The organism is Bradyrhizobium sp. BRP19 (assembly GCF_020194195.1).
Taxonomy (GTDB): Bacteria; Pseudomonadota; Alphaproteobacteria; order Rhizobiales; family Xanthobacteraceae; genus Bradyrhizobium; species Bradyrhizobium yuanmingense.
Window position 1 is genome coordinate 176890 of the sequence record NZ_JADYVZ010000006.1, and the last position, 25633, is coordinate 202522.

The window sequence follows — 25633 nt, forward strand, 5'->3', positions numbered from 1 at the left end:
CAGCCCTAGGAGTAGCGGACATTCGTTGGAATGTGCTGAGGAGAGAAGGCGGCATTCGAGACGTAGTGTCTGGGCTGCGTTTACGATTGGTTAAGATTTGACCGGCCGCCAAGCGATTGTTCCCGTATTGTTCTTGCGGAAACGGCCGCGCTCTGCTACCCCTAATTGCAGCAATGGGCAGGCTGGTTCGGCATGGTTCAGCGGGTTTCTACCGTCGCCTTTGAGGGGATCGAGGCCCGCGCGGTCGACGTGCAGGTGCAGGTCGCGCCCGGCCTGCCGGCCTTTGCCATCGTCGGCCTGCCGGACAAGGCGGTATCGGAGGCGCGCGAGCGGGTGCGCTCGGCGCTGATCGCCTCGGGGCTGGCGCTGCCGGCGCGGCGGATCATCGTCAATCTGGCCCCGGCCGACCTCCCGAAGGAGGGCAGCCATTACGACCTGCCGATCGCGCTCGGGCTGATGGCCGCGATCGGCGCGATCCCCTCGGATGCGCTGACCGGCTTCACCGTGCTCGGCGAGCTCGGCCTCGACGGCTCGATCGCGCCGGTGGCCGGCGTCCTTCCCGCCGCGATCGGCGCCAATATGCGCGAGGAAGGACTGATCTGCCCGGCGTCCTGCGGCTCCGAGGCGGCGTGGGCGAGCCCGGACATCCAGATCATTGCCGCACACTCGCTGATCCAGATCGCCAACCATTTCAAGGGCACCCAGGTGCTGTCGCGGCCGACGCCGAAGGTGCACGAGGCCGCCGCCTCAACGCTCGACCTGCGCGACATCAAGGGCCAGGAAAGCGCCAAGCGCGCGCTGGAGATCGCGGCCGCCGGCGGGCACCACCTGCTCATGATCGGCGCGCCGGGCGCGGGCAAATCGATGCTGGCCGCGCGCCTGCCCTCGATCCTGCCGCCGCTGTCGCCGAGCGAGCTGCTCGAGGTCTCCATGATCGCCTCGGTCGCCGGCGAGATCGAAGGCGGCGCGCTGACGGCGCGGCGCCCGTTCCGCTCGCCGCACCATTCCGCCAGCATGGCCGCGCTCACCGGCGGCGGCGCGCGCGCCAAGCCCGGCGAGATCTCGCTGGCGCATCAGGGCGTGCTGTTCCTCGACGAATTGCCGGAGTTCGATCCGCGCGTGCTGGATTCGCTGCGCCAGCCGCTCGAGAACGGCGAGGTCGCGGTGTCGCGCGCCAATCATCGCGTCACCTACCCTGCCCGCTTCATGCTGGTCGCGGCGATGAATCCCTGCCGCTGCGGCAATGCGTTTGAGCCCGGCTATGCCTGCAAGCGCGGCCGCATCGACCGCTGCACCGGCGATTACCAGGCGCGCATCTCCGGTCCGCTGATGGACCGCATCGATCTGCGCATCGAGGTGCCGGCGGTGACGGCCGCCGACCTGATCCTGCCGCCGCCGTCGGAAGGATCGGCCGAGGTCGCTGCCCGCGTGGCGGCGGCGCGCGACATCCAGCTGGCGCGCTATGCGGATGCAGGCCTGCCCCATGTCCGCACCAATGCTGAAGCCCCCGCCTCCGTGCTGGAGGAGATCGCAAAGCCGGACGCGCAGGGCCAAAAACTGCTGCGCGACGCCGCGGAGACCATGCGCCTGTCGGCGCGCGGCTATCACCGCGTGCTGCGGGTGGCGCGCACGCTGGCCGACCTCGACCATGCCGACAAGATCGGCCGGCTGCACCTCGCCGAAGCGCTGTCGTACCGCGCACTCGCGGAGGATGTGCGCCAGCTGGCTTGATCATTCCGCGCATCAACCCGGCGGTAACGACTTTCCTTTACGCTCTGCAAACCATAAGGCCCGACGCGTTTCGGTTGTGAGTTCCCGGGGCCTAGCGAGTAGAGCGTCATGTTGCGTTTCAAGTTCCTGGCCTCGGCTGTTCCCCTGTTGGCGGCTGCGGTGTTCGCCCGCGCCGAGATCGGATCGGTGTCGCATCCCTGCATCGCGCTGGGCGACACATCGGTCGAGCTCACCTCGCTGTTCTGGACCGCCGGTGTGCATGTCGCCTTCACCGACGATCCCGCGCGGGCAACGGTGCGGGTTCAGATCACCGAGGATGCCGACGCCGCGGATTTTGCCGTGGTCGACGACGGCCTCGGCTCCGAGCCTGACACCTGCCAGGCCAGCCCTTCGACGCGTCTCGTCTCGATCGCCGCGCAGCCGGTCGACGGCGGCCAGGTGGTCTATCTCTCCAGCGAAGGACCGGCGGATTACCGCATCTATGTGCGCTCAAAGACGTTCTCGCCGCGCGAGGCGGCGGCGCTGATCGTCGGCGCCCGCGGCGGCCATGGCCGCTTCCAGGCGGCATCGCTTTAGAGCTTTGTGTTTGAGCATGATCTGATCGGAAAACCGCTGCACACTTTTCGCTAACGCGGCCCTTCGGGTCCGGATCATGCTCTGACCCGTTAACGTCTCGTCAACCCTGTTCGGAGGCGGCGCCACCGCCGCAATTTGTTCGCAAGGTCGGCGGGCCATCGTCGCACGCGGCGGCGGGGTTTCAGGCAAGGGTCGGTTGCGATGGGTCGGACGTTCCGGATCAAGGTGCGCATGCGTCGTTTCAGGCGACGGCATCCGAGGCTCGCTTTCGCGATCCGCTCCTTCATGATCTTCTCGGCGACGTTCGGCGGCGCCTATGGTTTCGTCTCCGGCAGCCGGTCCGACAATTCCGGCTACGATCCCCACACCTTTGCGATCGGCGCCAGCTTCCTGTTCGCGCTCGCCTGCCTCGGCCTTGCGACGCTGAGCATGCGTCTGCGCTTCGTCAATAAGCGGCTGCGGACGCTCGCCGCCCACAACGAAGCCTTGATCGACCGCAATTGGGAGCTGAAGGAAGCGGAAGAGCGCGCCCGCAGCCTGTTCGAGCAGCAGGGCGACCTCATCGTGCTGCGCGCTTCCGACGGCCGCATCACCTTTGCCAACGAGGCCTATTGCGCGCTCGCGGGACAGGCGCGCAGCGCGCTGGTCGGCACGCGATTCGATTTCGACGTGCTGGAGCAGGGCGACAGTGCCCGCGAGAGCAGCGGCACGCGCATCCACGACCAGAAGATCGCAACCCCGCTCGGCGCGCGCTGGATCGCCTGGCGCGAGGGCTATGTCCGCCTCGATGCCGGCCAGCCCGCCGAGTTGCAGAGCGTCGGACGCGACGTCACCGACCGCACCGAGACCGAGCGCGCATTGTCCGACGCGCGCGACCAGGCCGACGCCGCCAACCGCGCCAAGTCGCGCTTCCTGGCGATGGCCTCGCACGAGATCCGCACCCCCCTGAACGGCATCATCGGTATGGGCGGCCTGTTGCTCGACACCGATCTGACGCCGGAGCAGGCGACCTATGCCAGGGCGGTGAAGACCTCGGGCGAAGCCTTGATGGCGCTAATCGAGGAGCTGCTCGACTATTCCAAGATCGAGGCCGGCAAGCTCGACCTCGATCAACGTCCCTTCGCGCTCTCGACCCTGGTCGAAGAGATCACCGAGCTGCTCGCGCCGCGCGCGCAGGCGAAGTCGCTCGAGATCGCCGCCTATGTCGACGAGCGCCTGCCGCTCGAAGTGGTCGGCGACGCCGCGCGGCTGCGCCAGGTGCTGCTCAATCTCGCCGGCAACGCCATCAAGTTCACGAGCAGCGGCGGCGTGGCACTGATCGTCGAGCCCGGCATCTGGCCGAACGAGATCAGCTTCCTGGTTCGCGACACCGGCATCGGCATCGCAGCCGAAGCCCAGCAGCGCATCTTCCGCGAATTCGAGCAGGCCGACGAGCGCGTCGCCCGCACCTATGGCGGCACCGGACTTGGCCTCGCCATCAGCGAGCGCATCGTCAAGCGCATGGGCGGCCGGATCACGCTCACGAGCGAGCCGGGCAAGGGCTCGACCTTCGAGGTCGCGGTGCCGCTTCCGCCGTCGCAAGGCGGCGCCGGGCAGACCGCATTTCCGAGTCCCGACCTCACCGGCAAGTCGATGCTCCTCGTCGCCGACGGCATCGAAGCCTCGCTCATCGCGCGGCGCCTCGAACGCTGGGGCGGCCAGACCTGCCTGGTTGCAGATGCGGCGGTCGCCGAAGCATTGCTGCCGGAACGCTCCTGGCACACGGTGCTGATCGATCGGGCGATCGGCCCCGCCGCGGCCGATCAGCTCGGTGAGGCCGCCCGCGCGCATGCCTTGCAGCGCCTCGTGCTGCTGACGTCGAGCTCGCGGCACGAGAAGCTGTCGGCGGCCTTCACCGGCTTTCTGGTGAAGCCGCTGCGCGCGGCCTCGCTTGCCGCACGCCTCGCTTTGACGCCGGAGGTCGCCTCGCCCGATCTCGCGCCGGAGCCGCCGCCGGCCTCCGCCGGCCCCGCGCCGGTGAAAGGCCTGTCGATCCTCGTTGCCGAGGACAACGAGATCAACGCCTTGCTGATGCGCTCGCTGCTGACCAAGCTCGGCCACCGCGTCGTCATTGCCGTCCAAGGCGAGGCCGCGCTGGAATCCTGGCTCGCCGCCTCATCGGCCGGCACGCCCTACGATCTCGTGCTGATGGACATCCAGATGCCGCAGCTCGACGGCATCGAGGCGACAAAGCGCATCCGCGCGCACGAGGCCGCGCTGGGCGATTCCCGGACGCCGATCCTGGCGCTCACCGCCAACACGCTGGTGGAGGATCGTTATGCCTGCTTCGAGGCAGGCATGAACGGATTTCTGATCAAGCCGGTCGACCGTGAGAAACTCGAGGAGGCTCTGGCGGGCCTCGCCGCATCCCGGCACCAGACGGTTCCGGATCTCACGGGAACCTGATCTCGTCTGACGATCGCAATTGAAATTGAGCGCGTTGCGCGTCACGATCCCACCGGGGGCATTTTGCAACCAAAGGATTTGCGCATGAACGTGCTTTGCCGCCTCGCCCTGATTGTTCTCCTGGCTGGAATCTCCCGCCACGCAGCCGCCGACACACCGGACCTCATCTCGTCGCTCAAGCAGGGCGGCTACGTCCTGATCTTCCGACACACCGCGACTGACGACAGCCAGAAGGATGTCTATCCCTTCAAGTTCGACGACATGAGTGCCCAGCGTCAGCTCAGCGAGAAGGGCAGGGACGCGGCGCGCCAGATCGGGACGGCGATCAAGGACCTCGCGATCCCCATCGGCGACGTCTACACCAGCCGGCTGAACCGCGCGGTCGAGGCCGGCAAGCTGATCTCCGGCCGTGAGGTCAAGCCGGTCGATGCCCTGACCGACAGCAGCAACGCCAGCGCATCGGGAATGGCAAACCCGACCGGCGCCAACGCCAAGGCCGGGCAGGCCGTGCGTCAGCTCGTCGATGCGCCGCCGCAGTCCGGCACCAACACCGTCCTGGTCACCCACAAGACCAACATCGCCGATGCCTTCGGCAAGGACGCCGGCAACGTCGGGGAAGGCGAGGCCTTCGTCTACAAGGCCGGCAGCTCGGGTCCCGCCACCTTCGCAGGGCGCATCACGCTTGCGGATTGGATCGCAAAAGCGGGCAGGTGAGGACCTGCCGCTCCGCCACGATGTTGTGCTACGGACATCATCTGGCGAACGAGCGAAGAGCTGGCGAACACGTGAGAACATCGGAGAATCGTTCATTCCTCATCCTGCTCGGCGCGATCTCCGTCGCGTTCGTCTGGGTGCTTTGGCCGTTCTCCGGTGCCGTGTTGTGGGCCACGCTGCTGGCCATCATCTTCGCCCCGTTCTATCGACGGATCCTGAAATCCGTGCCCGAAAAGCACAACCTTGCCGCCCTCGTCACCGTCATCGTGGTGGTCGTCATGGTCCTGATCCCCGTGGCGATCATCATCGCGTCGCTGATCGACCAGGGCGGGGAGCTGTATCAGCGCGTTCAGAGCGGGGAGATCAGCCTCGCTCATCCCCTGCAGCAGCTGAAATCCGCGCTGCCCGCCTGGGCTGCGTCGCTCGGGGATCGTCTGGCCGGCATCGATTTTTCGGCCCTGAGGGAGCGCCTGTCGGGTCTGGTCGTCCCTGCCGGCCAACAGCTGGCCGGGCATGCGATCAACATCGGTCAGGTGACGCTGGAGTTCGTCGCAAGCCTGCTCGTGATGCTGTACCTGCTGTTCTTCCTGCTGCGCGACGGTGACGAGCTCAATGCCCGCATTCGCGAGGCGCTCCCGCTGAGCCCGAGCCATACCGCCGAAATTCTCGATGTCTTCACCCTGGCGGTTCGTGGAACGATCAAGGGGATCGTTCTCGTCGCTTTGATACAGGGAGCGCTCGGTGGGCTCATCTTCTGGCTGCTCGGCCTCACAGCGCCGCTGCTGGCGGGCGCACTGATGGCGCTGCTCTCGCTGCTGCCGGTGCTCGGCTCCGCGCTGGTTTGGGTTCCGGTTGCGCTTTACCTGCTTGTTGCAGGTTCGGTCACGAAGGGCCTCATCCTGCTCGCTTTCGGTACCTTCGTGATCGGCCTTGCGGACAATTTTCTCCGCCCGATCCTGGTCGGCCAGTCGATCCAGATGCCGAGCTATATCGTGCTGCTCGCCACGCTGGGCGGCCTTGCGACGTTCGGAGCGAACGGGTTCGTGATCGGCCCGCTCGTCGCTGCAATGTTTCTGACGACGTGGCACATCTTCGTCGTCTCGAAGTCGAAACAGGGGGCCCCGAAATGATCGTCATGCCGGGCCTGGAGCGGGCGATCCGGCCGATGCGCAATCTCATGCAGCAGAGACAATAAAGCGCGGTGCAGACAGCTTGTCCGGCGTCGTCTGGCCTCCCCGGAAGACGGTATTTGCCTGCGCGGCGCGCTTGCAATGGGGGCACACGAAGAGATGCGCGATGACCGGGGTCGGCTCGTCCGTGAGCAATTCCGAGCGGAACCACTTCATCTCGACATGACAGTCCGGGCAGACCGGAGCTTCCAGCTGCTCCGCAGCGCTCCTGAGACGATCAACCATGGTGTGCCCCCGCCGTTTTCCAAGGAATAGCGGAATACCCATCGTTGGTCTGCATCAAAAGATACTCTGCGCGAATGGGCAGGGCCCGGGCACCAAGGCGATTACAGCCGCCTGAGCGCCACGCTCTCCACCGTGTGGTCGGCGCCCTTCTTGAGGATCAGCGTCGCACGGGGCCGGGTCGGCAGGATGTTGTCCTCGAGATTGGCGAGGTTGGTACGCTCCCAGATCGCGATCGCGGTCGCGGTGGCTTCCTCGTCCGACAACAGAGCATAGCGGTTGAAGTAGGATTTTGGATTGGTGAATGCGGTGTCGCGCAGCGCCAGGAAGCGCTTGATGTACCATTGCCGCAGCGCCGCCTCGTCGGCGTCGATATAGACCGAGAAATCGAAGAAGTCGGAAACCACCGGCACCGCCTTGCCATCGCGCGGCAGCTTGCCGGTCTGCAGCACGTTGACGCCTTCGACGATCAGGATGTCGGGCTGGTCGATCTCGGCCCATTGGTTCGGCACGATATCGTAGGTCAGATGCGAATAGACCGGCGCGCGGACGTGGCGACGGCCAGCCTTGATGTCGGAGAGGAAGTTGAGCAGCATCGGCAGATCGTAGCTCTCCGGAAAACCCTTCTTCTGCATGATGCCGTGCCGCTCGAGCACCGCATTGGGATAGAGAAATCCGTCCGTGGTGATCAGTTCGACTTTCGGCCGCGGCGACCAGCGCGCCAAGAGGGCCTGGAGCACGCGTGCCGTGGTGGATTTCCCGACCGCCACCGAGCCGGCGACGCCGATGATGTAGGGCACCTTGCGGTCCCTGATGTTGAGGAACTGGCGCTCGGCGTAATACAGCCGCTGCATGGCATCGACGTAGATCGACAACAGGCGCGACAGCGGCAGATAGATGTCTTCGACCTCCTGCAGGTCGAGGCGATCGTGCAGCGAACGCAGCCGGTCGAACTCGCCCGGCTCGAGCGTCATCGGCGTATCGTCGCGCAGTCGCGCCCATTCCTCACGCGTATAAACGCGGTAGGGATTGTACTGCTGCTCGGGTGCGCGGATATCCATGACGCCGCCTTTCCGTTGCGATCTATTCGCCCTTGCCTAGCCGCCCTTGCGCGACGCCTTCTCTTCCAGCCCCGACATCGAGGTCCGCTTGTCCAGCGCGGCCTCGACCTCTTCCAGCTTTATGCCGCGCGCCTTCAGCAGCACAAGGAAATGATAGAGCAGGTCGGCACTTTCAGCGATCAGATGCGCGCGATCGTTTTCGACTGCAGCGATTACGGTTTCGACTGCTTCCTCGCCGAACTTCTTGGCGCAATGCTCGGGGCCTTTGTCGAGCAGCTTGCGGGTATAGGATGCTTCGCCGCCGGACGCTGCGCGGACGTCGATGGTTTCGGCCAGATCATGGATCGTGAAACGCGGCATCGGACTCACTCGGAAACACGCTTGAAAGCAAGCTTGGCAACAGATTTGGCCACGGCGGCCATCCCCGTCCGCCAATGTTAGCATCGTTACGAACCGGAGTCGTCAGGCATCCAGGCGCATCGGCAGCCCACGCCGCGCCATGTGCTCCTTGGCCTCACGAATGGTGAATTCCCCGAAATGGAAGATCGAAGCCGCGAGCACCGCGGTGGCGTGCCCGTCGCGGATACCGTCGACGAGATGGTCGAGATTGCCGACGCCGCCCGAGGCGATCACGGGGACGGGAACGCTGTCGGCGATCGCGCGGGTCAGCGGAATATCGAATCCCTGCCTTGTGCCGTCGCGGTCCATCGAGGTGAGCAGGATTTCACCGGCGCCGAGCGAAACCACCTCCTGCGCGTATTCGATCGCGTCGATGCCGGTCGAGTTGCGCCCGCCATGGGTAAAGATCTCCCAGCGGTCGCCGCCCGGACGCTTGACGCGCTTGGCATCGATCGCGACCACCACGCACTGCTCGCCGAATTTTTCAGCGGCTTCCTTGACGAATTCGCGCCGCGACACCGCGGCGCTGTTGATCGAGACCTTGTCGGCACCGGCGCGCAGCAGCGTCTTGATGTCGTTGACCTCGCGCACGCCGCCGCCGACGGTGACAGGCATGAAGCAGGCTTCCGCCGTGCGCCGGACCACGTCCAGCATGATGCCGCGGTTCTCGTGGGTCGCGGTGATGTCGAGGAAGGTGAGCTCGTCGGCGCCGGCGGCGTCATAGGCGATGGCGGCTTCGACGGGATCGCCGGCATCCCTGAGATCGACGAAGTTGACGCCCTTGACGACGCGGCCGTCCTTGACATCGAGGCAGGGGATCACGCGCACCTTGAACATGGGTCAGCTCCTGCGCGCGTCGCGGATCAAGGTGAGGGCGGCGGCGGGATCGAGCCGGCCGTCATAGAGCGCGCGGCCGGCAATCGCGCCGGCGAGCTTCTTCGCGCGCAGCATGGCTTTCACGTCCTCGATCGAGGCGAGGCCGCCGGAGGCGATCACGGGAATCGAAATGGCATCGGCCAGCGCGATGGTCGCCTCTAAGTTCAAGCCCTTGAGCAAGCCGTCTCGCGCGATGTCGGTGAAGATGATGGCGGCAACGCCGGCATCCTCGAAGCGCTTGGCGATCTCGAGCACAGTCACTTGCGAGGTCTCGGCCCAGCCTTCGACCGCGACCTTGCCGTCGCGCGCATCGAGCCCGACCGCGACGCGGCCGGGGAATTTTTTGGCGGCGCTTTTCACCAATTCAGGATCGCGCACCGCGGCGGTGCCGATGATGACGCGGGTGATGCCCTTGTCGAGCCAGGCTTCGACGGTCGCGAGATCGCGAATGCCGCCGCCGAGCTGCACCGGAATCTTGATCGTCTTCAGCATCGCCTCGACGGCCCCGGCATTCACAGGCTTGCCGGCGAAGGCGCCGTCGAGGTCGACGACGTGGAGATATTCAAAGCCCTGCGCGGCAAAGCTCTGCGCCTGTGCGGCCGGATTGAGATTGAACACGGTCGCGCGCGCCATGTCGCCTTGCTCGAGGCGCACGCACTGGCCGTTCTTGAGGTCGATCGCGGGAAAGAGAATCACGGTTTCCATCGCAAGAAATTCGAGATCAGGGCCAGCCCGAAGCGTTGGCTCTTCTCGGGGTGGAATTGCGTGCCGATGGCGGTGTCCTTGCCGACGATCGCCGTGACGGGTCCGCCATAGTCTGCGCGCGCGAGCACATCCGCCTCGTCGGCGGCGTTGAGATGATAGGAGTGCACGAAATAAGCGTGCTGGCCCTTGGGACCGAGCGGCAGCTTGTTCAGCACCGGATGCTCCTGCAGCAGGTCCAGCGTATTCCAGCCCATGTGCGGGATCTTCAGGCTTTCATCGCGCGGCGTGATCTTCTCGACGTCGCCGCCGATCCAGTTCAAGCCCTCGGTGACGACGTGTTCCTTGCCGCGGCTCGCCATCAGCTGCATGCCGACGCAGATGCCGAAGAACGGCCGCGCCTTGACGCGCACCGCTTCGGTGATGGCCTCGACCATGCCGTTGACGGCATCGAGCCCGCGCCGGCAATCGGCGAAGGCACCGACACCCGGCAGCACCAGGCGATCGGCCTCGTAAGCCTGGTCCGGATCGCTGGTAACAAAGACCTTTTGCGGGCTCTCCAGGCTGCGCGCGGCGCGCTCGAAGGCTTTCGCGGCGGAATGCAGATTGCCGGAACCGTAATCGATGATGGCGACGCTCATCTTGACCCTCCCGGTTCTGGAAACAACCCAATGATGCCGCCGGCTGGAATGGGCGGCGGGTTCGAGAATGGCTGGCCCGGCACATTGCGGGTCGGCGGCGGGCCGCCGCGATCGACGGCCCATTGATCGCCAGCGCTACCGTTCTGCTTCTGGCTCCAGCGTTCGAAGAAGCGGCGCTCCGCAGTGTCGCTGTCGTCGGCGACGACGATGTCGAGCTGGCGCCATTTGCCGCGCGACAAGGTCCAGCGGCGCAGGCTCGAGGCTTCGAGGCCCATCAGCACCGCGACGATGCAATCGGCGAAGAAGATCGAGGAGCGCCCGACGCCGAGGCTCGACAGCCCCGCGTTGAACGCGGCCAGGAAGATCAGATAGCCGATCAGCGCCAGCCACAGCCGATTCCACAACAGCCAGAACGGACCGAAGATCATCGCCCAGAAATGGAAGCCGTCGCGCACGAACACGAACTTGTCGGGCGCGCGCAGATCGGCTCCGCCAGGGGAGGGAGCATGGACTGTGTAGACAGGCATGGTGATGCCCCGTTCTCGAAAATCAGTGATGCCGCCAGCAGCCTTCGCCGCAAGACGGAAGATGTCAGCCGCCGAGCGAGCCCTTGGTGGACGGGATTTCGCCCGCCGCCTTCGGATCGATCGCCACGGCCGTGCGCAGCGCCCGCGCCAGACCCTTGAAGCAGGACTCGGCGATATGATGGCTGTTATCGCCATATAGGGTCTCGACGTGGAGAGTCACGCCGGCGTTGATGGCAAAAGCCTGGAACCACTCGCGCACCAGCTCGGTGTCGAACTCGCCGATCTTGTGCCGGGGGAAGTCGGCCTTGAACACCAGGAACGGGCGGCCCGAGATGTCGATCACCACGCGCGTCAGCGTCTCGTCCATGGGCATGTGCACGCCGGCGTAGCGGGTGATACCCGCCATGTTGCCGAGCGCCTGCTTGACCGCCTGGCCAAGCGCGATGCCGGTGTCCTCGGTGGTATGGTGATAATCAATGTGCAGATCGCCCACCGCCTTGACCGTGAGGTCGATGCGGGAATGGCGGGCGAGGAGATCGAGCATATGGTCGAAAAAGCCGATGCCGGTCGCGATATTGGCCACGCCGGTGCCATCGAGGTTCACGGAGACCTCGATGTCGGTTTCCTTGGTCTTGCGCTTGATCGTCGCGGTGCGCATTGAAAGCTGGCTTTCATCCTAGCTAGGGAGCCGAAAACGCCAGTCTCTTAACAGCCAAATGACACCTTCGCTACTGCGGGAACGGCCGGCCGGACCTCTACTTCTGCCTATGGTGAGCGAAATTCGGCCCGGAACGGCCCGTTGTGCCCTTCGTCCCGACCGCCTAAATCAGGCCGGACAGTGAGGTATTCATGCAGGACTCCCAGAACAGCTCGCCGGGCTGGCACGGCACCACGATTCTAACGGTCCGCAAGGGCGGCAAGGTGGTGGTCGGCGGCGACGGCCAGGTCTCGATCGGCCAGACCGTGATCAAGTCCAATGCCAAGAAGGTCCGCAAGCTCGGCAAGGGCGACGTGATCGGCGGCTTTGCCGGCGCCACGGCTGACGCCTTCACGCTGTTCGAGCGGCTCGAATCCAAGCTCGAGCAATATCCGGGGCAGCTGACCCGGGCGGCGGTGGAGCTCGCCAAGGACTGGCGCACCGACCGCTATCTGCGGCGGCTGGAGGCCATGATGATCGTGGCCGACAAGGACGTCTCCCTCGTGCTGACAGGCACCGGCGACGTGCTCGAACCCGAGGCCGGCGTGATGGCGATCGGCTCCGGCGGCAATTACGCGCTGGCGGCGGCCCGGGCCCTGCTCGACACCGACAAGGACGCCGAGACCATCGTCCGCCGCTCCCTGGACATCGCCGCGGACATCTGCGTCTACACCAACCGGAATCTGACGATCGAGAGCCTGGCTACGGGGTAGGGCGGAGGGGTCATTTGTCCGAGTGCCTCTCCGCACGGTCGGTGCAACCTCTCCCGCTTGCGGGGGAGGTCGGCGCGAAGCGCCGGGTGGGGGCTCTTCCCTCTGGGGGATTGTCCCATTGCGGAAACACCCTCTCCCCAACCCTCTCCCGCAAGCGGGAGAGGGAGAGCAGCACCGCTGTGGACGCTAGATGACGCAAAGCTACGCCTTCCGTCCCATGACCGCGGCCGACATGCCGCTGATCCGGCGCTGGCTCGCCGCACCGCATGTTGCCGAATGGTGGCATGATCCGGAGACGCTTGAATTCGTCGGCGGCGACCTCGATCATCCTGACCTGGCGCAGTTCATCGTCAGCCTTGACGGCCGGCCTTTCGCCTACCTGCAGTGCTACCGGCTCGGCGATTGGCATATCAGCTTCGGCCCGCAGCCCGTGGGCACTCGCGGCCTCGATCAGTTCATCGGCGAGGCCGACATGCTCGGATGCGGCCACGGCTCCGCTTTCATCCGCGCCTTCATCGACCAGCTCTTCGCGCGCGGTGTGCCGCGCATCGTGATAGACCCGAGTCCTTCCAATGCGCGCGCGATTCGTGCCTATGAGAAAGCTGGCTTCGTGCCGCAGCACGAGATCGTCACGCCCGATGGTCCCGCACTCCTGATGATCCGAGACCCATGACGCTAGCCGCAAGCCCCGCCGCCAAGACCACATTCCCGCCGCTCGCCTGGGCCGGCATCGCGCTGTTGCTGCTGGCGCTGCAGGCCGCGATCCTGCTGGCGATGGGGCGGGTGCCGATCTGCGCCTGCGGCACCATCAAGCTGTGGCACGGCGTGGTGAACAGCTCGGAGAATTCTCAGCAGATTGCAGACTGGTACACGTTCTCACACGTCCTGCACGGCTTCCTGTTCTACGGCCTGACCTGGCTGCTGTTCGCGCGGTTTCCCTTGCTGTCTCTCTCCTGGCCCGCACGGCTGATCATCGCCATCCTGATCGAAGGCGCCTGGGAGATCGTCGAGAACTCGCCCTTCATCATCGAGCGCTACCGCGCCGGCACGATCTCGCTGGATTATTACGGCGACAGCATCCTCAATTCGGTCTCGGACAATCTGGCCATGATCTTGGGGTTCCTGGCCGCTCGCGCGCTGCCTGTCACCGCGACCGTGCTGCTGGGCATCTCCTTCGAGATCGTGCTGGCGCTCCACATTCGCGACAATCTGACGCTCAATATCCTGATGCTGATCCATCCGATCGATGCCGTGAAGCAGTGGCAATCCGGCCCGCCGATCATCTGACCCAAAATGCGGCTTGTCCTTGGCCGTCTCTCGCCCTAGCTAATCAGACATGACAGACTTCTCCCCCCGCGAAATCGTTTCCGAACTCGACCGTTTCATCGTCGGCCAGGGCGACGCCAAGCGCGCCGTCTCGATCGCGCTGCGCAACCGCTGGCGCCGGCAGCAGCTCACCGGCTCCTTGCGCGAGGAGGTGCTGCCGAAGAACATCCTGATGATCGGCCCCACCGGCGTCGGCAAGACGGAAATCGCGCGGCGACTCGCCAAGCTCGCGAATGCGCCGTTCCTGAAGGTCGAAGCGACCAAGTTCACCGAGGTCGGCTATGTCGGCCGCGACGTCGAGCAGATCATCCGCGATCTCGTCGAGGTCGCAATCGCGCAGGTGCGCGAGCGAAAGCGCAAGGACGTGCAGGCGCGCGCCCAGCTTGCCGCCGAGGAGCGCGTGCTGGATGCGCTGGTCGGCGCCAATGCGAGCTCGGCGACACGGGAATCCTTCCGCAAGAAACTGCGCGCCGGCGAACTGAACGACAAGGAAATCGAGATCGAGACGCAGTCGTCGGGCGGCGGCATGCCGATGTTCGAGATCCCGGGCATGCCGGGCGCGCAGATGGGCGCGATCTCGCTCGGCGACATCTTTGGCAAGCTCGGCGGCCGCAGCAAGACTCGCCGGCTGACAGTGGAAAGCTCGCACGAGATCCTCGTCAACGAGGAATCCGACAAGCTCTTGGACACCGAGCAGCTGACGCTGGAGGCGATCAGCGCGGTCGAGAACAACGGCATCGTGTTCCTGGACGAGATCGACAAGATCTGCGCCCGCGACGGCCGCGTCGGCGGCGACGTCTCGCGCGAGGGCGTGCAGCGCGATCTCCTGCCGCTGATCGAGGGCACCACGGTCTCGACCAAGCACGGCGCGGTCAAGACCGACCACATCCTGTTCATCGCTTCCGGCGCCTTCCACGTCGCCAAGCCGTCCGACCTCTTGCCGGAATTGCAGGGCCGCCTGCCGATCCGCGTCGAATTGCAGGCGCTGACCCGCGACGACATGCGCCGCATCCTGACCGAGCCCGAGGCCTCGCTGATCAAGCAATATGTCGCCCTGATGCAGACCGAAGGCGTGACACTCGACATCACCGACAGCGCCATCGATGCGCTGGCCGACATTGCGGTTGCCGTCAATTCAACGGTCGAGAATATCGGCGCCCGGCGGCTGCAGACCGTGATGGAGCGGGTGCTGGACGAGATCTCCTTCACCGCCCCCGACCGCAACGGCGAGACGGTCCGGCTCGATGCGGATTACGTGCAAAAGCACATCGGCGACCTCGCCAAGAATGCGGATCTGAGCCGCTTCATTTTGTGATTCGGAGCGGTCACGCTATTGATGCGGCGTGACCGTACGCATCCTGCAAAATCCCTGGCGGCTCCTGCTCGCGATCAACGCGGCGGTCATCGTCGGCGTGCTCATTCACAAGATCCAGCTGCCGCCCTACGTCCCCTACATCCATCTCCTGGTCGACTATCATTTCGGCTTCATCAAGCGCGCGCTGATCGGGGCAATCGTCGCGCTGTTCACCGACAAGGTGCCGGTATGGCCGGTGTTCGCGCTCGGCGGGGCGACGTGGCTGGCAACGCTGGGTCTCTATGCCAGGCTCTTCCAGAACACGTTCGGCTTCTCCGCGAAAACGCTGCCGCTGTTCGTCTTCACCGCGGGCTCGCCGTTCTTCCTGAAGAACTTCATGCACACGCTCGGCCATTTCGACATCTATGGCTGCGCGCTGGCGATCATCCTGCTGCTGATGCCGGCGGGCTCGCTGGTCTTCGTGGCGACGGCTGCGCTGTTCTCGATCGTTCTCGTGCTGATCCACCACATTCATCTCTTGATGTACGTGCCGACGATCATCACCATCGTCGTGATCCGGCATTACCTTGCTTACGGTTGTGACCGCAGCAATGTTGTCTTCGGCGGGGTCGCTCTCGCCATTGTCTCCGCGCTGTTCTTCGCCGCGCAGTTTCTGGGAACGATGCCGGTCCCCGAAGCGGACTTCGTCGCCTATCTCAAAAGCCGGATGGCCGATCCTGCGCGCATCGACCTCTTGCAATTTGCCTACATCTGGTACCAGCCGCTGGCGAAGGAGGTTGCCGACACCTGGGGCCGCCTGCCGCACAACATCCTCGGCGTGCCCGTGTTCGCAGCTCTGATCTGGCTGCACGCGCCGCTGTGGCGCTTCTTTGCCAGCCTGATCGGCGCGCTCGCCAGCGATCTGCACAAGCGGCTCGTCATCGCAGCACTGGTCGGCATCAGTGTAGCCTATCTCGTGATGTTCGCGATGGTGTTCGACTATTCACGCTGGATCTCGAACTGGGCGGTCTGCATGTTCCTGATCCTGCACGCGGTGAAGATGCTGCCGGCCAAGCAGGAAGCTGCGCTGATTCCGGCGGAGGATCGCAGGACCAACATTTTCGGTTTGATCCTCACGCTGATCCCACGCGTCGGAATCATCCGACCGTTTTAGAGGTAGACCCAGCCTCAGAGAAGGTGAGCTCCCTCACCCGCTTGCGGGCAGGGCTATCGCATTTGAGATTTTCCCTGCGGCCATCCTTCGAGACGCCCGCTTGAGGCGGGCTCCTCAGGATGAGGTCGGAGTGCGCGGTGGCAGTTTCAACGGGCACTGACGCCGATTAGCCTCATCCTGAGGAGGCGCGTCAGCGCCGTCTCGAAGGACGAGGCGTGCGCGCAGACCGCCGCCACAAGTCATATGCGATTGCCCTGCGCTTGCGGGGGAGGGTTGGGGAGAGGGTGTCTCCACAGAGGGATTCCCCAAGAGGAGAGAACCCTCACCCGCGCGCTTCGCGCGTCGGCCTCTCCAGCAAGCGGGAGAGGCAAGGGAAGCCGCATGCGCCGAGACTGCTACCCTCTCGCCCGCCTGATCCGCACATACAGCGCCCCCTCGCCGCCATGGCCGATCGCGGCTTCCTCGAAGCCGACGACGAAGGCGCGGAATTCCGGCAGGCTGAGCCATTCCGGCACTTGGCGGCGGAGCACGCCGCTTTCGCCGCCGCTGCGTCCCTTGCCGGTGATGACGAGCACGAAGGTGAGGCCGTCCTGATGGGCGCGGTGCAGGAAGCCGGCCAGCGCGCGATGGGCGCGCATCTGGGTCATGCCGTGCAGATCGAGCCGTGCCTCGATCTCGCTGCGGCCGCGCGACAGCTTGGTTCGCTCGCGCTTGCCGAGCGGCGCTAGCGGCGGAATCGACGGCTTTGCAGCGCGCGGCGCCGGTGCAGCGGCAACCGGCCTCGACGGTGGCGAAGTCCTCGTCACCTGGGACCCGGGCGAAGATTCGGCGCGCGGGATAGCATGCGCCTTGGCCGCGCGATGCTTTCGCAGCGGCTTGACATGCTTTGCGACGAGATCCCACAGCTCGCGCTCCTCCTCGCTCAGCGCGCGACGGCGCGGCGAGGGGCGAGGCTCCAGCACGGGCGGACGGGACGATCGCTTCATTGCGGGCGATGAGGACGATTCTTTGCCGGACGGCGCGGCTCAGGGGCAGGCTCGATCGCGGGACGCGGCACCGGCAGCGGAACCGGGCCGGCGACGGCAATCGTTTCGGTCTTGCCTTGCGCCGCCGCGGCGACGGGCGTGCCGGTCTTCGCCGGATCGGTCTGCGGAAACAGCTTTGCGATCTTCTCGGCGGGCCTTGGGTCCGGGATCGGCAGCTTCGCGGCGCGCGGGGCGGGATCGAGGCTCTTCGGCACCAGCATCACGAATTGCATGGGGTGGCGCAGCCGGCCGGAGACACGGCCGGCATCCGCGCCGGCGCCGAAAAACAGATCGGCCCGTGCTGGCCCGATGATGGCAGAGCCGGTGTCCTGCGCGATCATCAGCCGGCGGAACGGCGTCTTGGCGCGTTCTGACTCGATCGGAAGCTCGCCCTCGATGAAGAACGGCGTGCCGTAGACATGCAGCGATTTGTCGACGGCGATGGAGCGCCCCGCGGTCAAGGGAATGCCTTGCGCGCCGACTGCCTCCTCCTTGTCGGAGAGGTTGACCTCGCGGAAGAAGATGTAGGCGCGGTTCGCGCGGCGCAGCTCCTTGGCGCCGTCGGGGTTCTGCGCCATCCACTCCCTGATCTTCTGCATCGACATCTCCTCTCTCGGGATGATGCCGCGCTCGATCAGGATGCGACCGACCGCCGTGTAGGGATAGCCGTTATAGGCGTCGTAATTGAGTCGAACCGAGCTGCCGTCGTCGAACTTGATGCGGGCCGAGCCCTGGATCTGCGCGAACAACAGATCGGTCGGATCCTTCAGCCAGGCGATCTCGAGCCCCCGGCCGGCGATCTTGCCGTCCTCGATCTCGCCGCGGTCGTAATAGGGCACCAGCTTGCGGCGGCCGATCTTGCGATAGACCGGGCCCTTGTTGGGCAGGCTGAGCGCATCCTGCTTGTAGCCGCGCACAAACAAGTTCGAGGGACGGCGATAGACCGGCACGTTGTAGACATCGGACTGCGTGCGCGACCCCTCCAGCACCGGCTCGTAATAGCCGGTGACGAAGCCTTCGGGCTCGCCGAGCCGCGAGATCCGCAGCGGCGTGAAATTCTCCTCGAAGAAGGTCTTCGCTTTGCCGTCGTCGGCGAGATCGAGCGTTTTAGCGACGCGGCAGGGCTCACCCAGCGATGTGCCCAAAGCTTTGGGCTCGGCCTTGGCTTCGCCGTTCTGCGCATTGATCGGCTTGCAGCTGGCGCGGAAGGTCTTGTACGCGGCGAGATGATTGTCGTCGCCCCACCCCTTCACGTCCGCCCAGGCCAGCGGCAGATATTGCGCGCCGGGAATTTCGAACGGCAGGGAGAGCTGCGGATAGGGCAAGGCCCGCGGCGGAGCGGCAGGCGTTCGCGGCAGATGGTGGTGGCTGCGATGGTGACGCCGCGCCGCCTCGGCGCCGAGCGAAAACGACGACAGCGCGACGGCAGCTGCGCAAAGCGCCGTCGCGCCGTTCTTCAGGAAGATCTTAATTCGCGCTTCCGGTGCCAACCAGCTTCCAGTTCGGATCGCGAGAGGAGGTGTCGCGGGCGAAAGTCCAGATATCGGTGATGTCGGCGACCGTGTCGGCGCTGCCGTCGACGATGTTGCCGGCCTTGTCGCGGGTGGCCGAGATCATCTGCGAGACGAAGCGCACGGTGAGCTGCGCACTGCGATCGCGCAACTCGGCGCCGACGAGCTCGGCCTTGTCGATCGACACGAACCGCGTCTCGGTCTTCTGCTCGTTCTTCTCGCGTTCCTTGATCGCAGCGTCGAAGCTTTCATAGACGTCCGACGACAACAGATCGCGCAGCGCGCGGCGGTCGCCATTGGCAAAAGCGAGCACGATCATCTCGTAGGCGCCGCGCGCGCCCGAGAGGAAATGGCGCGGGTCGAAGCTGGAATCCTTCTCGACGATGGCATCGAGACCCTGCGCCAGCGGCGTGCCCGGCTCGGTCAGCCCCTTCCAGCGATCGGCCGGCGCGGTCGGCTCGGCCGTCGGCGCCAGCGGGGCCTGGTCGATCACCTTGCCCGGCATGGTCACGACGTTGTTGTCCTGGGCGCCTCCGAGCGCGTTGCGGGCGGCGGTGCGATCGAACGGCGGCCGCTCGTTGCCGGTGCGCTGCCCCAGCACGCTACGCAGCCGCAAGAAGATGAAGACGGCCAGCGCCAGGAATATGATGGTGTAGATGTCCACGTCGTATTCGCTTTCTGGTCTTTGCAGGGCTCGTTGCCGGGAAAATCAATCCGGCCAGTAGACCGTTCCTTACGGAAACGGCAAGTCTACATCACCATTTTGGGTCCACGTCAGGTCCGTGGGATGTAGGCACGAAATCTGGCCCGGCCAATGGCGCCTTTTGGCACAGCGCCAAGTGTAGCGCGTTTTATGCTTAAGGGGAAACCCGATCCTGCCTGGAAATGGCGCATCTTCAATCGTTTAAGGCGAAATTTCGCGGAAAAGGCAGGAGGAACGTCAAAGCCGCGATTGCGGCCCGAATTCCCGGTCCGGGACCGTTCGTCCTTGTGGAACGAGCCGGCCCTATGTTAGCCAACCGCCGCGAAATTCAGCCCCAATCGGGTAAGGAGACACTTTCATGACCAACGGTAACGGTACCCCTCCCGAGGCGGCCCAGGCTCCCCAGCTCAACGTGCTGGCGCAATACACCAAGGACCTCTCGTTCGAAAATCCCAACGCGCCGAGCTCGCTGCAGCCGCAGAGCCAGCCGCCGCAGATCAACATCCAGATCAACGTCAACGCCAACAATCTCAATGAACAGGAATTCGAGGTGACGTTGTCGGTCGAGGGCAAGGCCGAGACCGCCGGTAAAGTGATGTTCTCGTTCGAGCTCGCCTATGCCGGCGTGTTCCGGATCGTCAACGTGCCCAAGGAGAACCTGCACCCGCTGGTCATGATCGAGTGCCCGCGCCTGTTGTTCCCGTTCGCACGCGAGATCATTGCGACGGCGGTGCGCGATGGCGGGTTCCCGCCGCTGATGCTGGATCCGGTCGACTTCGTCGGTCTCTACCGCCAGAACATGGAGCGGCAAATGGCCGCTCAGGGCGGACAGGCCGGTCAGGCCTGAGCCGCCGCCAGCGCGACTGGAGCGGGCAGGTACTCGTTCCAGATCGCCTTGTCGCCGAGCGTTGCGATGAAGGCCCGATGGGCCTCGCGCTCGGCTTCGGAAATCCGCGGCGCGAGCGGCACCGGGCGTTGCCGCCGCGGCGCATCGCCGGCGCTATTGACCCTGATCTCCTCGGCGTCCGAGGCCAGCAGCAGCTGCGACTGCCGCGCTCCGACCAGATCGACATAGACCTCGGCGAGCAGCTCGGCGTCCAGCAGCGCGCCGTGCTTGGTACGGTGTGAATTGTCGATCGAATAGCGCGAGCAGAGATCGTCGAGCCGGTTGGACACGCCGGGATGCTTGCGACGCGCCAGCAGCAGCGTATCGACCAGGCGCTCGCGCGGGATCGCGGTGCGCTTGATGCGGTCGAGCTCGGCATTGATGAAGCCGATGTCGAACGAGGCGTTGTGGATCACCAGCGGGGCGTCGCCGATGAACGCCAGAAAATCGTCGGCGACCTCGTGAAACAACGGCTTGGTCGCCAGGAATTCGGACGACAATCCGTGTACCGCAAACGCTTCCGCCGGCATGTCCCGCTCGGGGTTGATGTAGACGTGATACGTCTGTCCGGTCGGCATGCGGTTGAAGATCTCGACGCAGCCGATCTCGACCAACCGATCGCCGCGCAGCGGATCGAGGCCGGTGGTTTCGGTGTCGAGGACGATTTCGCGCATGTCTCTTGGAAGCCGTGTGAGGCGGCGAATCAGGTCCGCCGCTGCGGCATCTTAACGACCTCGGCCAGGATGTGCGCGATTTGGGCCCGCACGGGGTCAAGTCCGTGTGAGGTATCCACCACGAAATCGGCCCGCTTGCGCTTCTCGGCATCCGGCATCTGCTTGGCGATGATGGCATCGAGCTTGGCCTCGTCCATCGTGCCGCGCGCCAGCACCCGCTGGCGCTGCAGCTCGGGCGAGGTCGAGACCACGACCACGGCATCGACCCGCTTCTCGCCGCCGGTCTCGAACAGCAGCGGGATGTCCAGCACCACGACCGGCGCCTTGGCGGCCTCGGCGTCGGCAAAGAATTTCTGCCGGGACGCGCCGAGCATGGGATGAACGATCTGCTCGAGCTGCTTGATCGCGGCGGGATCGTGCACGACACGCGCCGACAGCTTTTGCCGGTCGACCTTGCCATTCGCGGTGGTGCCGGGGAAAGCGGCCTCGATCGCGGGGGCGGCCTCGCCCTCATAGAGCTGATGCACGGCGGCATCGGCGTCGTAGACGGGGACGCCGGCCTCCGCGAACAATTTCGCGGTGGTGGATTTGCCCATCCCGATCGAGCCGGTCAGTCCGAGAATTCGCATCAGCACCCAGCCTTCTCTCGCATCTACACCGCAATTAGCTGCTCGCTGCGCAGATACGCAAGCAGCGGCAGCAGCGGCAGGCCGAGAATGGTGAAATGGTCGCCCTCGATGCGCTCGAACAGATGGATGCCGAGGCCCTCGAGCTGATAGGCGCCGACGCTTCTGGTCACAGCGTCGCCCGCGGCGTCGAGATAGGCCGAAAGATCGGCTTCGCTCATTCCCCGCATGGTCATGCGCGCCACGGAAACGTCCTCGAAGAGAATCCTGCCATCCTGCGCCACGGCGACGGCGGAATTCAGCTCGTGCGTCCGACCGGCGAGATCGCGCAATTGCGCCAGCGCCTGGGCGCGGCCTGCCGGCTTGTTGAAGAGACGGCTCCCGAGCGCCAGCGTCTGGTCGGCGCCGATCACATAATGTCCGGGATAACAGGCAGAAACAGCCTTGGCCTTTTCGCGGGCCAGCAGCAGGGCGATCTCGCGCGGGTTGGAGAGCTTTGACGCGGCCTGGATGCCACGCTCGTCGATATCAGCGGTGACAGCCTCGAATGCGAGCCCGGCATTGGCCAGCAGCATTTTGCGCGCGCTGCTTTGCGAGGCCAGGATCAACGGACGTTTGCCGCGCCACAGGCTCATCGGCGACACTTACTCGGACGGCCGGTTGCGCTGGCGATCGCTATACAGCTTCATGATCGCCGCCGCGGTTTCCTCGATGGAGCGGCGCGTGACGTCCAGCAGCGGCCAGTCATGCTTGGCGCTCAGCTTGCGCGCGAACGCGACCTCCTCCGTGACCGACTGCTTGTCGGTGTAGGTATCGCTGCCGCTGCTGGACTCGGCGCCCATGGACAGCAGACGGTTCTGCCGGATCTGAATCAGGCGTTCCGGCGTCGCGTGCAGGCTGACCACCAGCGGCCGCGTCAGCGTCTCCAACTGCGGGGGCACCGGAATGCCCGGCACCAGCGGCACGTTGGCGGTGCGAATGCCGCGATTGGCGAGATAGATCGATGTCGGCGTCTTCGATGTCCGGGACACCCCGACCAGTACCACGTCGGCCTCGTCGAGACCTTCGACATGCTGACCGTCGTCATGGATCATCGTGTAGTTCAAGGCATCGATGCGCTTGAAATATTCCGCGTTGAGCACGTGCTGGGCGCCGACACGGCCGGTGGTCGCTGCTCCCAGATAGGCCTCGAACAGCTGCATCACCGGTCCGATGATCGACAGGCTCGGAACATTGATCTGCTTGCACTTATCCTCGAGTCTGGCGACCAGATCCTTCTCGAGCAGCGTGAACAGCACGATCCCTGGCGCTTCCTCGATCTCATCAAGCACGCGGTCGAGCTGCTTCTGGCTGCGCACCAGCGGATAGACGTGCTCGACCGGCGTCACGTTGGCGTATTGGGCCGCGACCGCGCGCGCCACGGTGATGAGCGTCTCACCCGTGGAGTCCGAGACCAGGTGGAGATGGAAATAATTGTTCGAGGTCGGCACAAAAACCCTTTGAATTTCGTTGGGGTGGTTTGTGGATTTCTGTGGAGCTTAACCTCTCGGAAAGGGATGTGCGACACCAGGGGCGGGACAAGGCGTGATTTTCTTCACACCGCTGCCGGTCAGGACAAATCCGACGCCTCGCCGAGAGGGAAGCGGGATTGCGCGGACAAGTCCCTTGATAAGCTGCCGATACAATCGCGCAAGTCTTTGAAGCCGGCTGACTTATCGGAAGTCGCCGGATGCTGTCCGGAATATGTGGATGGATGTGAACAAGCGCGCGCGAACGCGCGGATGGAATTGCGTGAGTCCAATCCACGGTCACATAGACTCAAACCTTAAGAATCTAAGATTCTAGATTTGAGGAAGGCGCTACGGAGGGATATGTGTGCGGGGTAAGACCTTAACGGGTTCTTACTATCCCCAGCGTTCCCACGCTGGGCAGCAAGCCGGACCCCCGAAAATGTTCGAAGACGTCTATCTCTGGATCAAGGCGCTGCACGTGATCGCCGTCATCTCCTGGATGGCCGGCATGCTCTATCTGCCGCGGCTGTTCGTCTATCACTGCGAGGCCGAAATCGGCTCGAAGCAGTCGGAGACGTTCAAGGTGATGGAACGCCGGCTGCTCAAGGCGATCATCAACCCCGCGATGACGGTCACCTGGCTCGCCGGGCTGTATCTCGCCTGGTCCGGTCATTGGTTCTCGTTCGGCTGGCTGCACGTAAAACTGGCACTGGTCCTGGTGCTCTCGGCGGTCCACGGCTTTTTTTCCCGCTGGGTCAAGGATTTCGCCGCCGACCGGCGCCCGCGAAGCCAGAAATTCTATCGGATTATCAACGAGGTGCCGACCGTCCTGATGATTGTCATCGTCATCATGGTGATCGTGAAGCCGTTCTAGGCAGCGTGCGCGGCGATTAGCTCAGCGCTTCGGCTTGCGGAGCGCTAGGCGATTTTCTATATTATCGATATCCCACCCAACGCAGGCGGATGTGGTTGTGTCCGAGCCTTCCAGAGGCCGGACACCGCATCAGGATTGAAGCCTCACCGGCGCTCACCTTGCCAGACCTGCGGACCTTACCTGCACCTGCTCGCGTCCGCATTTCAGAGCCTCCTCGCACCCCCTCTTTTCAGGTTACCCCACAGGACCACCCCAATGCGGGAAATCAAACTCGAAGACCTCAAGTCCAAAACGCCGGCCGAGCTGGTCTCGTTCGCGGAGGAGAATGGGGTCGAGAATGCCAGCACCATGCGCAAGCAGGAGCTGCTGTTCGCCATCCTCAAGCAGCTGGCGCTCGCCGAGACCGATATTGTCGGCCAGGGCGTCGTCGAAGTTCTCTCCGACGGCTTCGGCTTTCTCCGCTCGCCCGATGCGAATTATCTGCCGGGCCCCGACGACATCTACGTGTCGCCCTCGCAGATCCGCCGTTTCGGCCTGCGCACCGGCGACACCATCGAAGGCCACATCCGCAGCCCGAAAGAGGGCGAACGCTACTTCGCGCTGCTGAAGGTCAACACGCTCAATTTCGAGGATCCGGAAAAGGCCAAGCACAAGGTCAATTTCGACAACCTCACGCCGCTGTTTCCGAATCAGCGTTTCCGCATGGAGATCGACGATCCCACGCGGAAAGACCTGTCTGCACGCGTGATCGACATCGTTGCGCCCATCGGCAAGGGCCAGCGTGCCTTGATCGTGGCGCCGCCGCGCACCGGTAAAACCGTGCTGATGCAGAACATCGCGCACTCGATCACGCACAATCACCCCGAATGCTATCTGATCGTGCTCTTGATCGACGAACGTCCGGAAGAAGTCACGGACATGCAGCGCTCGGTGAAGGGCGAGGTGGTGTCCTCGACTTTCGACGAGCCGGCGGTGCGCCACGTTCAGGTCGCCGAGATGGTGATCGAGAAGGCAAAACGCCTGGTCGAGCACGGCCGCGACGTCGTGATCCTGCTCGATTCGATCACGCGCTTGGGGCGTGCCTACAACACCGTGGTGCCGTCATCCGGCAAGGTGCTGACCGGCGGTGTCGACGCCAACGCGCTGCAGCGCCCGAAGCGCTTCTTCGGCGCGGCCCGCAATATCGAGGAGGGCGGCTCGCTGACCATCATCGCGACCGCGCTGGTCGATACCGGCAGCCGCATGGACGAAGTCATCTTCGAAGAGTTCAAGGGCACGGGTAACTCGGAGCTGATCCTGGACCGCAAGGTCTCGGACAAGCGCACCTTCCCGGCGATCGATATCTCGCGCTCCGGTACCCGCAAGGAGGAGCTCATCACCGATCCGCAGGTCCTCAAGAAGATGTACGTGCTCCGCCGCATCCTCAATCCGATGGGGACGATGGACGCGATCGACTTCCTGCTCGACAAGCTGCGCTCGACCAAGAGCAATTCGGAGTTCTTCGACTCCATGAACACCTGAGTGCACTGCAACAA

At 64.7% G+C, this 25633-nt stretch carries 28 protein-coding genes; 13 read left to right on the plus strand and 15 right to left on the minus strand.

What is annotated here, in order from left to right:
* Window positions 1-192 precede the first annotated feature (192 nt).
* The 5 genes from I6F36_RS20775 to I6F36_RS20795 all read left to right on the plus strand — a co-directional run bounded on the left by I6F36_RS20775 (window position 193) and on the right by I6F36_RS20795 (window position 6596).
* Window positions 193-1731, plus strand: a complete 1539-nt coding sequence (locus I6F36_RS20775) for a YifB family Mg chelatase-like AAA ATPase (RefSeq protein WP_225172044.1) — start codon at window positions 193-195, stop codon at window positions 1729-1731.
* Window positions 1732-1839: 108 nt separating this feature from the next.
* Entirely contained in the window at window positions 1840-2307 is a 468-nt protein-coding gene (locus I6F36_RS20780) for a hypothetical protein (protein ID WP_036003195.1), read from the plus strand.
* Window positions 2308-2508: 201 nt separating this feature from the next.
* Complete coding sequence (locus I6F36_RS20785; RefSeq protein ID WP_225172045.1) at window positions 2509-4752, plus strand: PAS domain-containing hybrid sensor histidine kinase/response regulator; 2244 nt, start codon at window positions 2509-2511, stop codon at window positions 4750-4752.
* An 84-nt stretch (window positions 4753-4836) separates the two neighbouring features.
* A complete protein-coding gene (locus I6F36_RS20790) occupies window positions 4837-5466 on the plus strand; it encodes a histidine phosphatase family protein (RefSeq protein WP_036024309.1) in 630 nt (209 codons plus the stop codon).
* Window positions 5467-5537: 71 nt separating this feature from the next.
* Window positions 5538-6596 carry an AI-2E family transporter gene (locus I6F36_RS20795; RefSeq protein WP_225172046.1) on the plus strand — a complete coding sequence of 353 codons (1059 nt, stop codon included), beginning with the start codon at window positions 5538-5540 and terminating at the stop codon, window positions 6594-6596.
* Between the two features lie 45 nt (window positions 6597-6641).
* On the opposite strand, the gene I6F36_RS20800 is transcribed toward I6F36_RS20795, so the two are convergent.
* The 8 genes from I6F36_RS20800 to hisB all read right to left on the minus strand — a co-directional run bounded on the left by I6F36_RS20800 (window position 6642) and on the right by hisB (window position 11742).
* The gene (locus tag I6F36_RS20800; protein ID WP_036003274.1) at window positions 6642-6881 is read right to left on the minus strand and encodes a hypothetical protein; all 240 of its coding nucleotides are present in this window, start codon (window positions 6879-6881) and stop codon (window positions 6642-6644) included.
* Between the two features lie 101 nt (window positions 6882-6982).
* Window positions 6983-7939 carry a type I pantothenate kinase gene (coaA, locus tag I6F36_RS20805; protein ID WP_036003185.1) on the minus strand — a complete coding sequence of 319 codons (957 nt, stop codon included), beginning with the start codon at window positions 7937-7939 and terminating at the stop codon, window positions 6983-6985.
* Between the two features lie 36 nt (window positions 7940-7975).
* Window positions 7976-8299: a phosphoribosyl-ATP diphosphatase gene (locus I6F36_RS20810; protein ID WP_036003183.1), complete on the minus strand. Its 324-nt coding sequence runs from the start codon at window positions 8297-8299 to the stop codon at window positions 7976-7978.
* A 102-nt stretch (window positions 8300-8401) separates the two neighbouring features.
* Window positions 8402-9175, minus strand: a complete 774-nt coding sequence (gene hisF, locus I6F36_RS20815) for an imidazole glycerol phosphate synthase subunit HisF (RefSeq protein WP_018646048.1) — start codon at window positions 9173-9175, stop codon at window positions 8402-8404.
* Window positions 9176-9178: 3 nt separating this feature from the next.
* The gene (gene hisA / locus I6F36_RS20820) at window positions 9179-9910 is read right to left on the minus strand and encodes a 1-(5-phosphoribosyl)-5-[(5-phosphoribosylamino)methylideneamino]imidazole-4-carboxamide isomerase (protein ID WP_225172047.1); all 732 of its coding nucleotides are present in this window, start codon (window positions 9908-9910) and stop codon (window positions 9179-9181) included.
* Window positions 9907-10557, minus strand: a complete 651-nt coding sequence (gene hisH / locus I6F36_RS20825; RefSeq protein WP_109141958.1) for an imidazole glycerol phosphate synthase subunit HisH — start codon at window positions 10555-10557, stop codon at window positions 9907-9909. Before hisH ends, hisA begins: the two co-directional genes overlap by 4 nt.
* Window positions 10554-11084, minus strand: coding sequence for a DUF2628 domain-containing protein (locus I6F36_RS20830; protein ID WP_225172048.1), 531 nt, complete (start codon window positions 11082-11084; stop codon window positions 10554-10556). Before I6F36_RS20830 ends, hisH begins: the two co-directional genes overlap by 4 nt.
* Window positions 11085-11148: 64 nt before the next feature.
* Window positions 11149-11742, minus strand: a complete 594-nt coding sequence (gene hisB, locus I6F36_RS20835; RefSeq protein ID WP_036044988.1) for an imidazoleglycerol-phosphate dehydratase HisB — start codon at window positions 11740-11742, stop codon at window positions 11149-11151.
* A gap of 191 nt (window positions 11743-11933) precedes the next feature.
* On the opposite strand from hisB, the gene hslV reads away from it, so the two are divergent.
* From hslV to I6F36_RS20860, 5 genes are all read left to right on the plus strand, one after another.
* Window positions 11934-12494, plus strand: a complete 561-nt coding sequence (hslV, locus tag I6F36_RS20840; RefSeq protein ID WP_225172049.1) for an ATP-dependent protease subunit HslV — start codon at window positions 11934-11936, stop codon at window positions 12492-12494.
* 190 nt (window positions 12495-12684) lie between these two features.
* The gene (locus tag I6F36_RS20845; protein WP_109141961.1) at window positions 12685-13167 is read left to right on the plus strand and encodes a GNAT family N-acetyltransferase; all 483 of its coding nucleotides are present in this window, start codon (window positions 12685-12687) and stop codon (window positions 13165-13167) included.
* The gene (locus I6F36_RS20850; RefSeq protein WP_225144164.1) at window positions 13164-13781 is read left to right on the plus strand and encodes a DUF2585 domain-containing protein; all 618 of its coding nucleotides are present in this window, start codon (window positions 13164-13166) and stop codon (window positions 13779-13781) included. Before I6F36_RS20845 ends, I6F36_RS20850 begins: the two co-directional genes overlap by 4 nt.
* Before the next feature lie 49 nt (window positions 13782-13830).
* Window positions 13831-15135, plus strand: a complete 1305-nt coding sequence (gene hslU, locus I6F36_RS20855) for an ATP-dependent protease ATPase subunit HslU (RefSeq protein WP_036003145.1) — start codon at window positions 13831-13833, stop codon at window positions 15133-15135.
* A gap of 28 nt (window positions 15136-15163) precedes the next feature.
* Window positions 15164-16288 (plus strand): hypothetical protein, encoded by a 1125-nt coding sequence (locus I6F36_RS20860; RefSeq protein ID WP_225172050.1) that lies wholly within the window; start codon window positions 15164-15166, stop codon window positions 16286-16288.
* A gap of 395 nt (window positions 16289-16683) precedes the next feature.
* On the opposite strand, the gene I6F36_RS20865 is transcribed toward I6F36_RS20860, so the two are convergent.
* The 3 genes from I6F36_RS20865 to I6F36_RS20875 are packed head-to-tail and all read right to left on the minus strand — an operon-like array spanning window position 16684 to window position 19488.
* Window positions 16684-17274 (minus strand): Smr/MutS family protein, encoded by a 591-nt coding sequence (locus I6F36_RS20865; protein ID WP_225135512.1) that lies wholly within the window; start codon window positions 17272-17274, stop codon window positions 16684-16686.
* Window positions 17271-18803, minus strand: coding sequence for a murein transglycosylase A (locus I6F36_RS20870; protein WP_225172051.1), 1533 nt, complete (start codon window positions 18801-18803; stop codon window positions 17271-17273). The genes I6F36_RS20865 and I6F36_RS20870 overlap by 4 nt, the downstream gene beginning before the upstream one ends.
* On the minus strand, window positions 18781-19488 hold the full coding sequence (locus I6F36_RS20875) for a Tim44/TimA family putative adaptor protein (protein WP_225142264.1): 708 nt from the start codon (window positions 19486-19488) through the stop codon (window positions 18781-18783). The genes I6F36_RS20870 and I6F36_RS20875 overlap by 23 nt, the downstream gene beginning before the upstream one ends.
* 397 nt (window positions 19489-19885) lie before the next feature.
* Here I6F36_RS20875 and secB point away from each other — a divergent pair, with 397 nt between their 5' ends.
* A complete protein-coding gene (secB, locus tag I6F36_RS20880; protein WP_109141965.1) occupies window positions 19886-20374 on the plus strand; it encodes a protein-export chaperone SecB in 489 nt (162 codons plus the stop codon).
* Here the strand turns inward: secB and dnaQ are convergent.
* From dnaQ to I6F36_RS20900, 4 genes are read right to left on the minus strand one after another with little or no spacing between them, the layout of a single operon-like run.
* Window positions 20365-21087 carry a DNA polymerase III subunit epsilon gene (gene dnaQ / locus I6F36_RS20885; RefSeq protein ID WP_109141966.1) on the minus strand — a complete coding sequence of 241 codons (723 nt, stop codon included), beginning with the start codon at window positions 21085-21087 and terminating at the stop codon, window positions 20365-20367. The two genes, secB and dnaQ, sit on opposite strands and share 10 nt — an antisense overlap.
* Before the next feature lie 29 nt (window positions 21088-21116).
* Window positions 21117-21716 (minus strand): dephospho-CoA kinase, encoded by a 600-nt coding sequence (gene coaE, locus I6F36_RS20890; protein WP_109141967.1) that lies wholly within the window; start codon window positions 21714-21716, stop codon window positions 21117-21119.
* 23 nt (window positions 21717-21739) lie between these two features.
* Window positions 21740-22348: a Maf family nucleotide pyrophosphatase gene (locus I6F36_RS20895; protein ID WP_225142265.1), complete on the minus strand. Its 609-nt coding sequence runs from the start codon at window positions 22346-22348 to the stop codon at window positions 21740-21742.
* A gap of 9 nt (window positions 22349-22357) precedes the next feature.
* The gene (locus tag I6F36_RS20900) at window positions 22358-23203 is read right to left on the minus strand and encodes a pyruvate, water dikinase regulatory protein (protein WP_036003121.1); all 846 of its coding nucleotides are present in this window, start codon (window positions 23201-23203) and stop codon (window positions 22358-22360) included.
* A gap of 460 nt (window positions 23204-23663) precedes the next feature.
* Between I6F36_RS20900 and hemJ the strand changes: the two genes are divergently transcribed.
* Window positions 23664-24098, plus strand: coding sequence for a protoporphyrinogen oxidase HemJ (gene hemJ / locus I6F36_RS20905; protein WP_225172052.1), 435 nt, complete (start codon window positions 23664-23666; stop codon window positions 24096-24098).
* A 255-nt stretch (window positions 24099-24353) separates the two neighbouring features.
* Entirely contained in the window at window positions 24354-25619 is a 1266-nt protein-coding gene (rho, locus tag I6F36_RS20910) for a transcription termination factor Rho (RefSeq protein ID WP_008133567.1), read from the plus strand.
* Window positions 25620-25633 lie beyond the last annotated feature (14 nt).

What these genes read in the sequence shown, in the direction of transcription:
- I6F36_RS20775 (WP_225172044.1), top strand. Translation starts at nt 193, where the DNA reads ATGGTTCAGCGGGTTTCTACCGTCGCCTTTGAGGGGATCGAGGCCCGC.
- I6F36_RS20780 (WP_036003195.1), top strand. Translation starts at nt 1,840, where the DNA reads ATGTTGCGTTTCAAGTTCCTGGCCTCGGCTGTTCCCCTGTTGGCGGCT.
- I6F36_RS20785 (WP_225172045.1), top strand. Translation starts at nt 2,509, where the DNA reads ATGGGTCGGACGTTCCGGATCAAGGTGCGCATGCGTCGTTTCAGGCGA.
- I6F36_RS20790 (WP_036024309.1), top strand. Translation starts at nt 4,837, where the DNA reads ATGAACGTGCTTTGCCGCCTCGCCCTGATTGTTCTCCTGGCTGGAATC.
- I6F36_RS20800 (WP_036003274.1), bottom strand. Translation starts at nt 6,881, where the DNA reads ATGGTTGATCGTCTCAGGAGCGCTGCGGAGCAGCTGGAAGCTCCGGTC.
- coaA (WP_036003185.1), bottom strand. Translation starts at nt 7,939, where the DNA reads ATGGATATCCGCGCACCCGAGCAGCAGTACAATCCCTACCGCGTTTAT.
- I6F36_RS20810 (WP_036003183.1), bottom strand. Translation starts at nt 8,299, where the DNA reads ATGCCGCGTTTCACGATCCATGATCTGGCCGAAACCATCGACGTCCGC.
- hisF (WP_018646048.1), bottom strand. Translation starts at nt 9,175, where the DNA reads ATGTTCAAGGTGCGCGTGATCCCCTGCCTCGATGTCAAGGACGGCCGC.
- hisH (WP_109141958.1), bottom strand. Translation starts at nt 10,557, where the DNA reads ATGAGCGTCGCCATCATCGATTACGGTTCCGGCAATCTGCATTCCGCC.
- I6F36_RS20830 (WP_225172048.1), bottom strand. Translation starts at nt 11,084, where the DNA reads ATGCCTGTCTACACAGTCCATGCTCCCTCCCCTGGCGGAGCCGATCTG.
- hisB (WP_036044988.1), bottom strand. Translation starts at nt 11,742, where the DNA reads ATGCGCACCGCGACGATCAAGCGCAAGACCAAGGAAACCGACATCGAG.
- hslV (WP_225172049.1), top strand. Translation starts at nt 11,934, where the DNA reads ATGCAGGACTCCCAGAACAGCTCGCCGGGCTGGCACGGCACCACGATT.
- I6F36_RS20845 (WP_109141961.1), top strand. Translation starts at nt 12,685, where the DNA reads ATGACGCAAAGCTACGCCTTCCGTCCCATGACCGCGGCCGACATGCCG.
- I6F36_RS20850 (WP_225144164.1), top strand. Translation starts at nt 13,164, where the DNA reads ATGACGCTAGCCGCAAGCCCCGCCGCCAAGACCACATTCCCGCCGCTC.
- hslU (WP_036003145.1), top strand. Translation starts at nt 13,831, where the DNA reads ATGACAGACTTCTCCCCCCGCGAAATCGTTTCCGAACTCGACCGTTTC.
- I6F36_RS20865 (WP_225135512.1), bottom strand. Translation starts at nt 17,274, where the DNA reads ATGAAGCGATCGTCCCGTCCGCCCGTGCTGGAGCCTCGCCCCTCGCCG.
- secB (WP_109141965.1), top strand. Translation starts at nt 19,886, where the DNA reads ATGACCAACGGTAACGGTACCCCTCCCGAGGCGGCCCAGGCTCCCCAG.
- dnaQ (WP_109141966.1), bottom strand. Translation starts at nt 21,087, where the DNA reads ATGCGCGAAATCGTCCTCGACACCGAAACCACCGGCCTCGATCCGCTG.
- coaE (WP_109141967.1), bottom strand. Translation starts at nt 21,716, where the DNA reads ATGCGAATTCTCGGACTGACCGGCTCGATCGGGATGGGCAAATCCACC.
- I6F36_RS20895 (WP_225142265.1), bottom strand. Translation starts at nt 22,348, where the DNA reads ATGAGCCTGTGGCGCGGCAAACGTCCGTTGATCCTGGCCTCGCAAAGC.
- hemJ (WP_225172052.1), top strand. Translation starts at nt 23,664, where the DNA reads ATGTTCGAAGACGTCTATCTCTGGATCAAGGCGCTGCACGTGATCGCC.
- rho (WP_008133567.1), top strand. Translation starts at nt 24,354, where the DNA reads ATGCGGGAAATCAAACTCGAAGACCTCAAGTCCAAAACGCCGGCCGAG.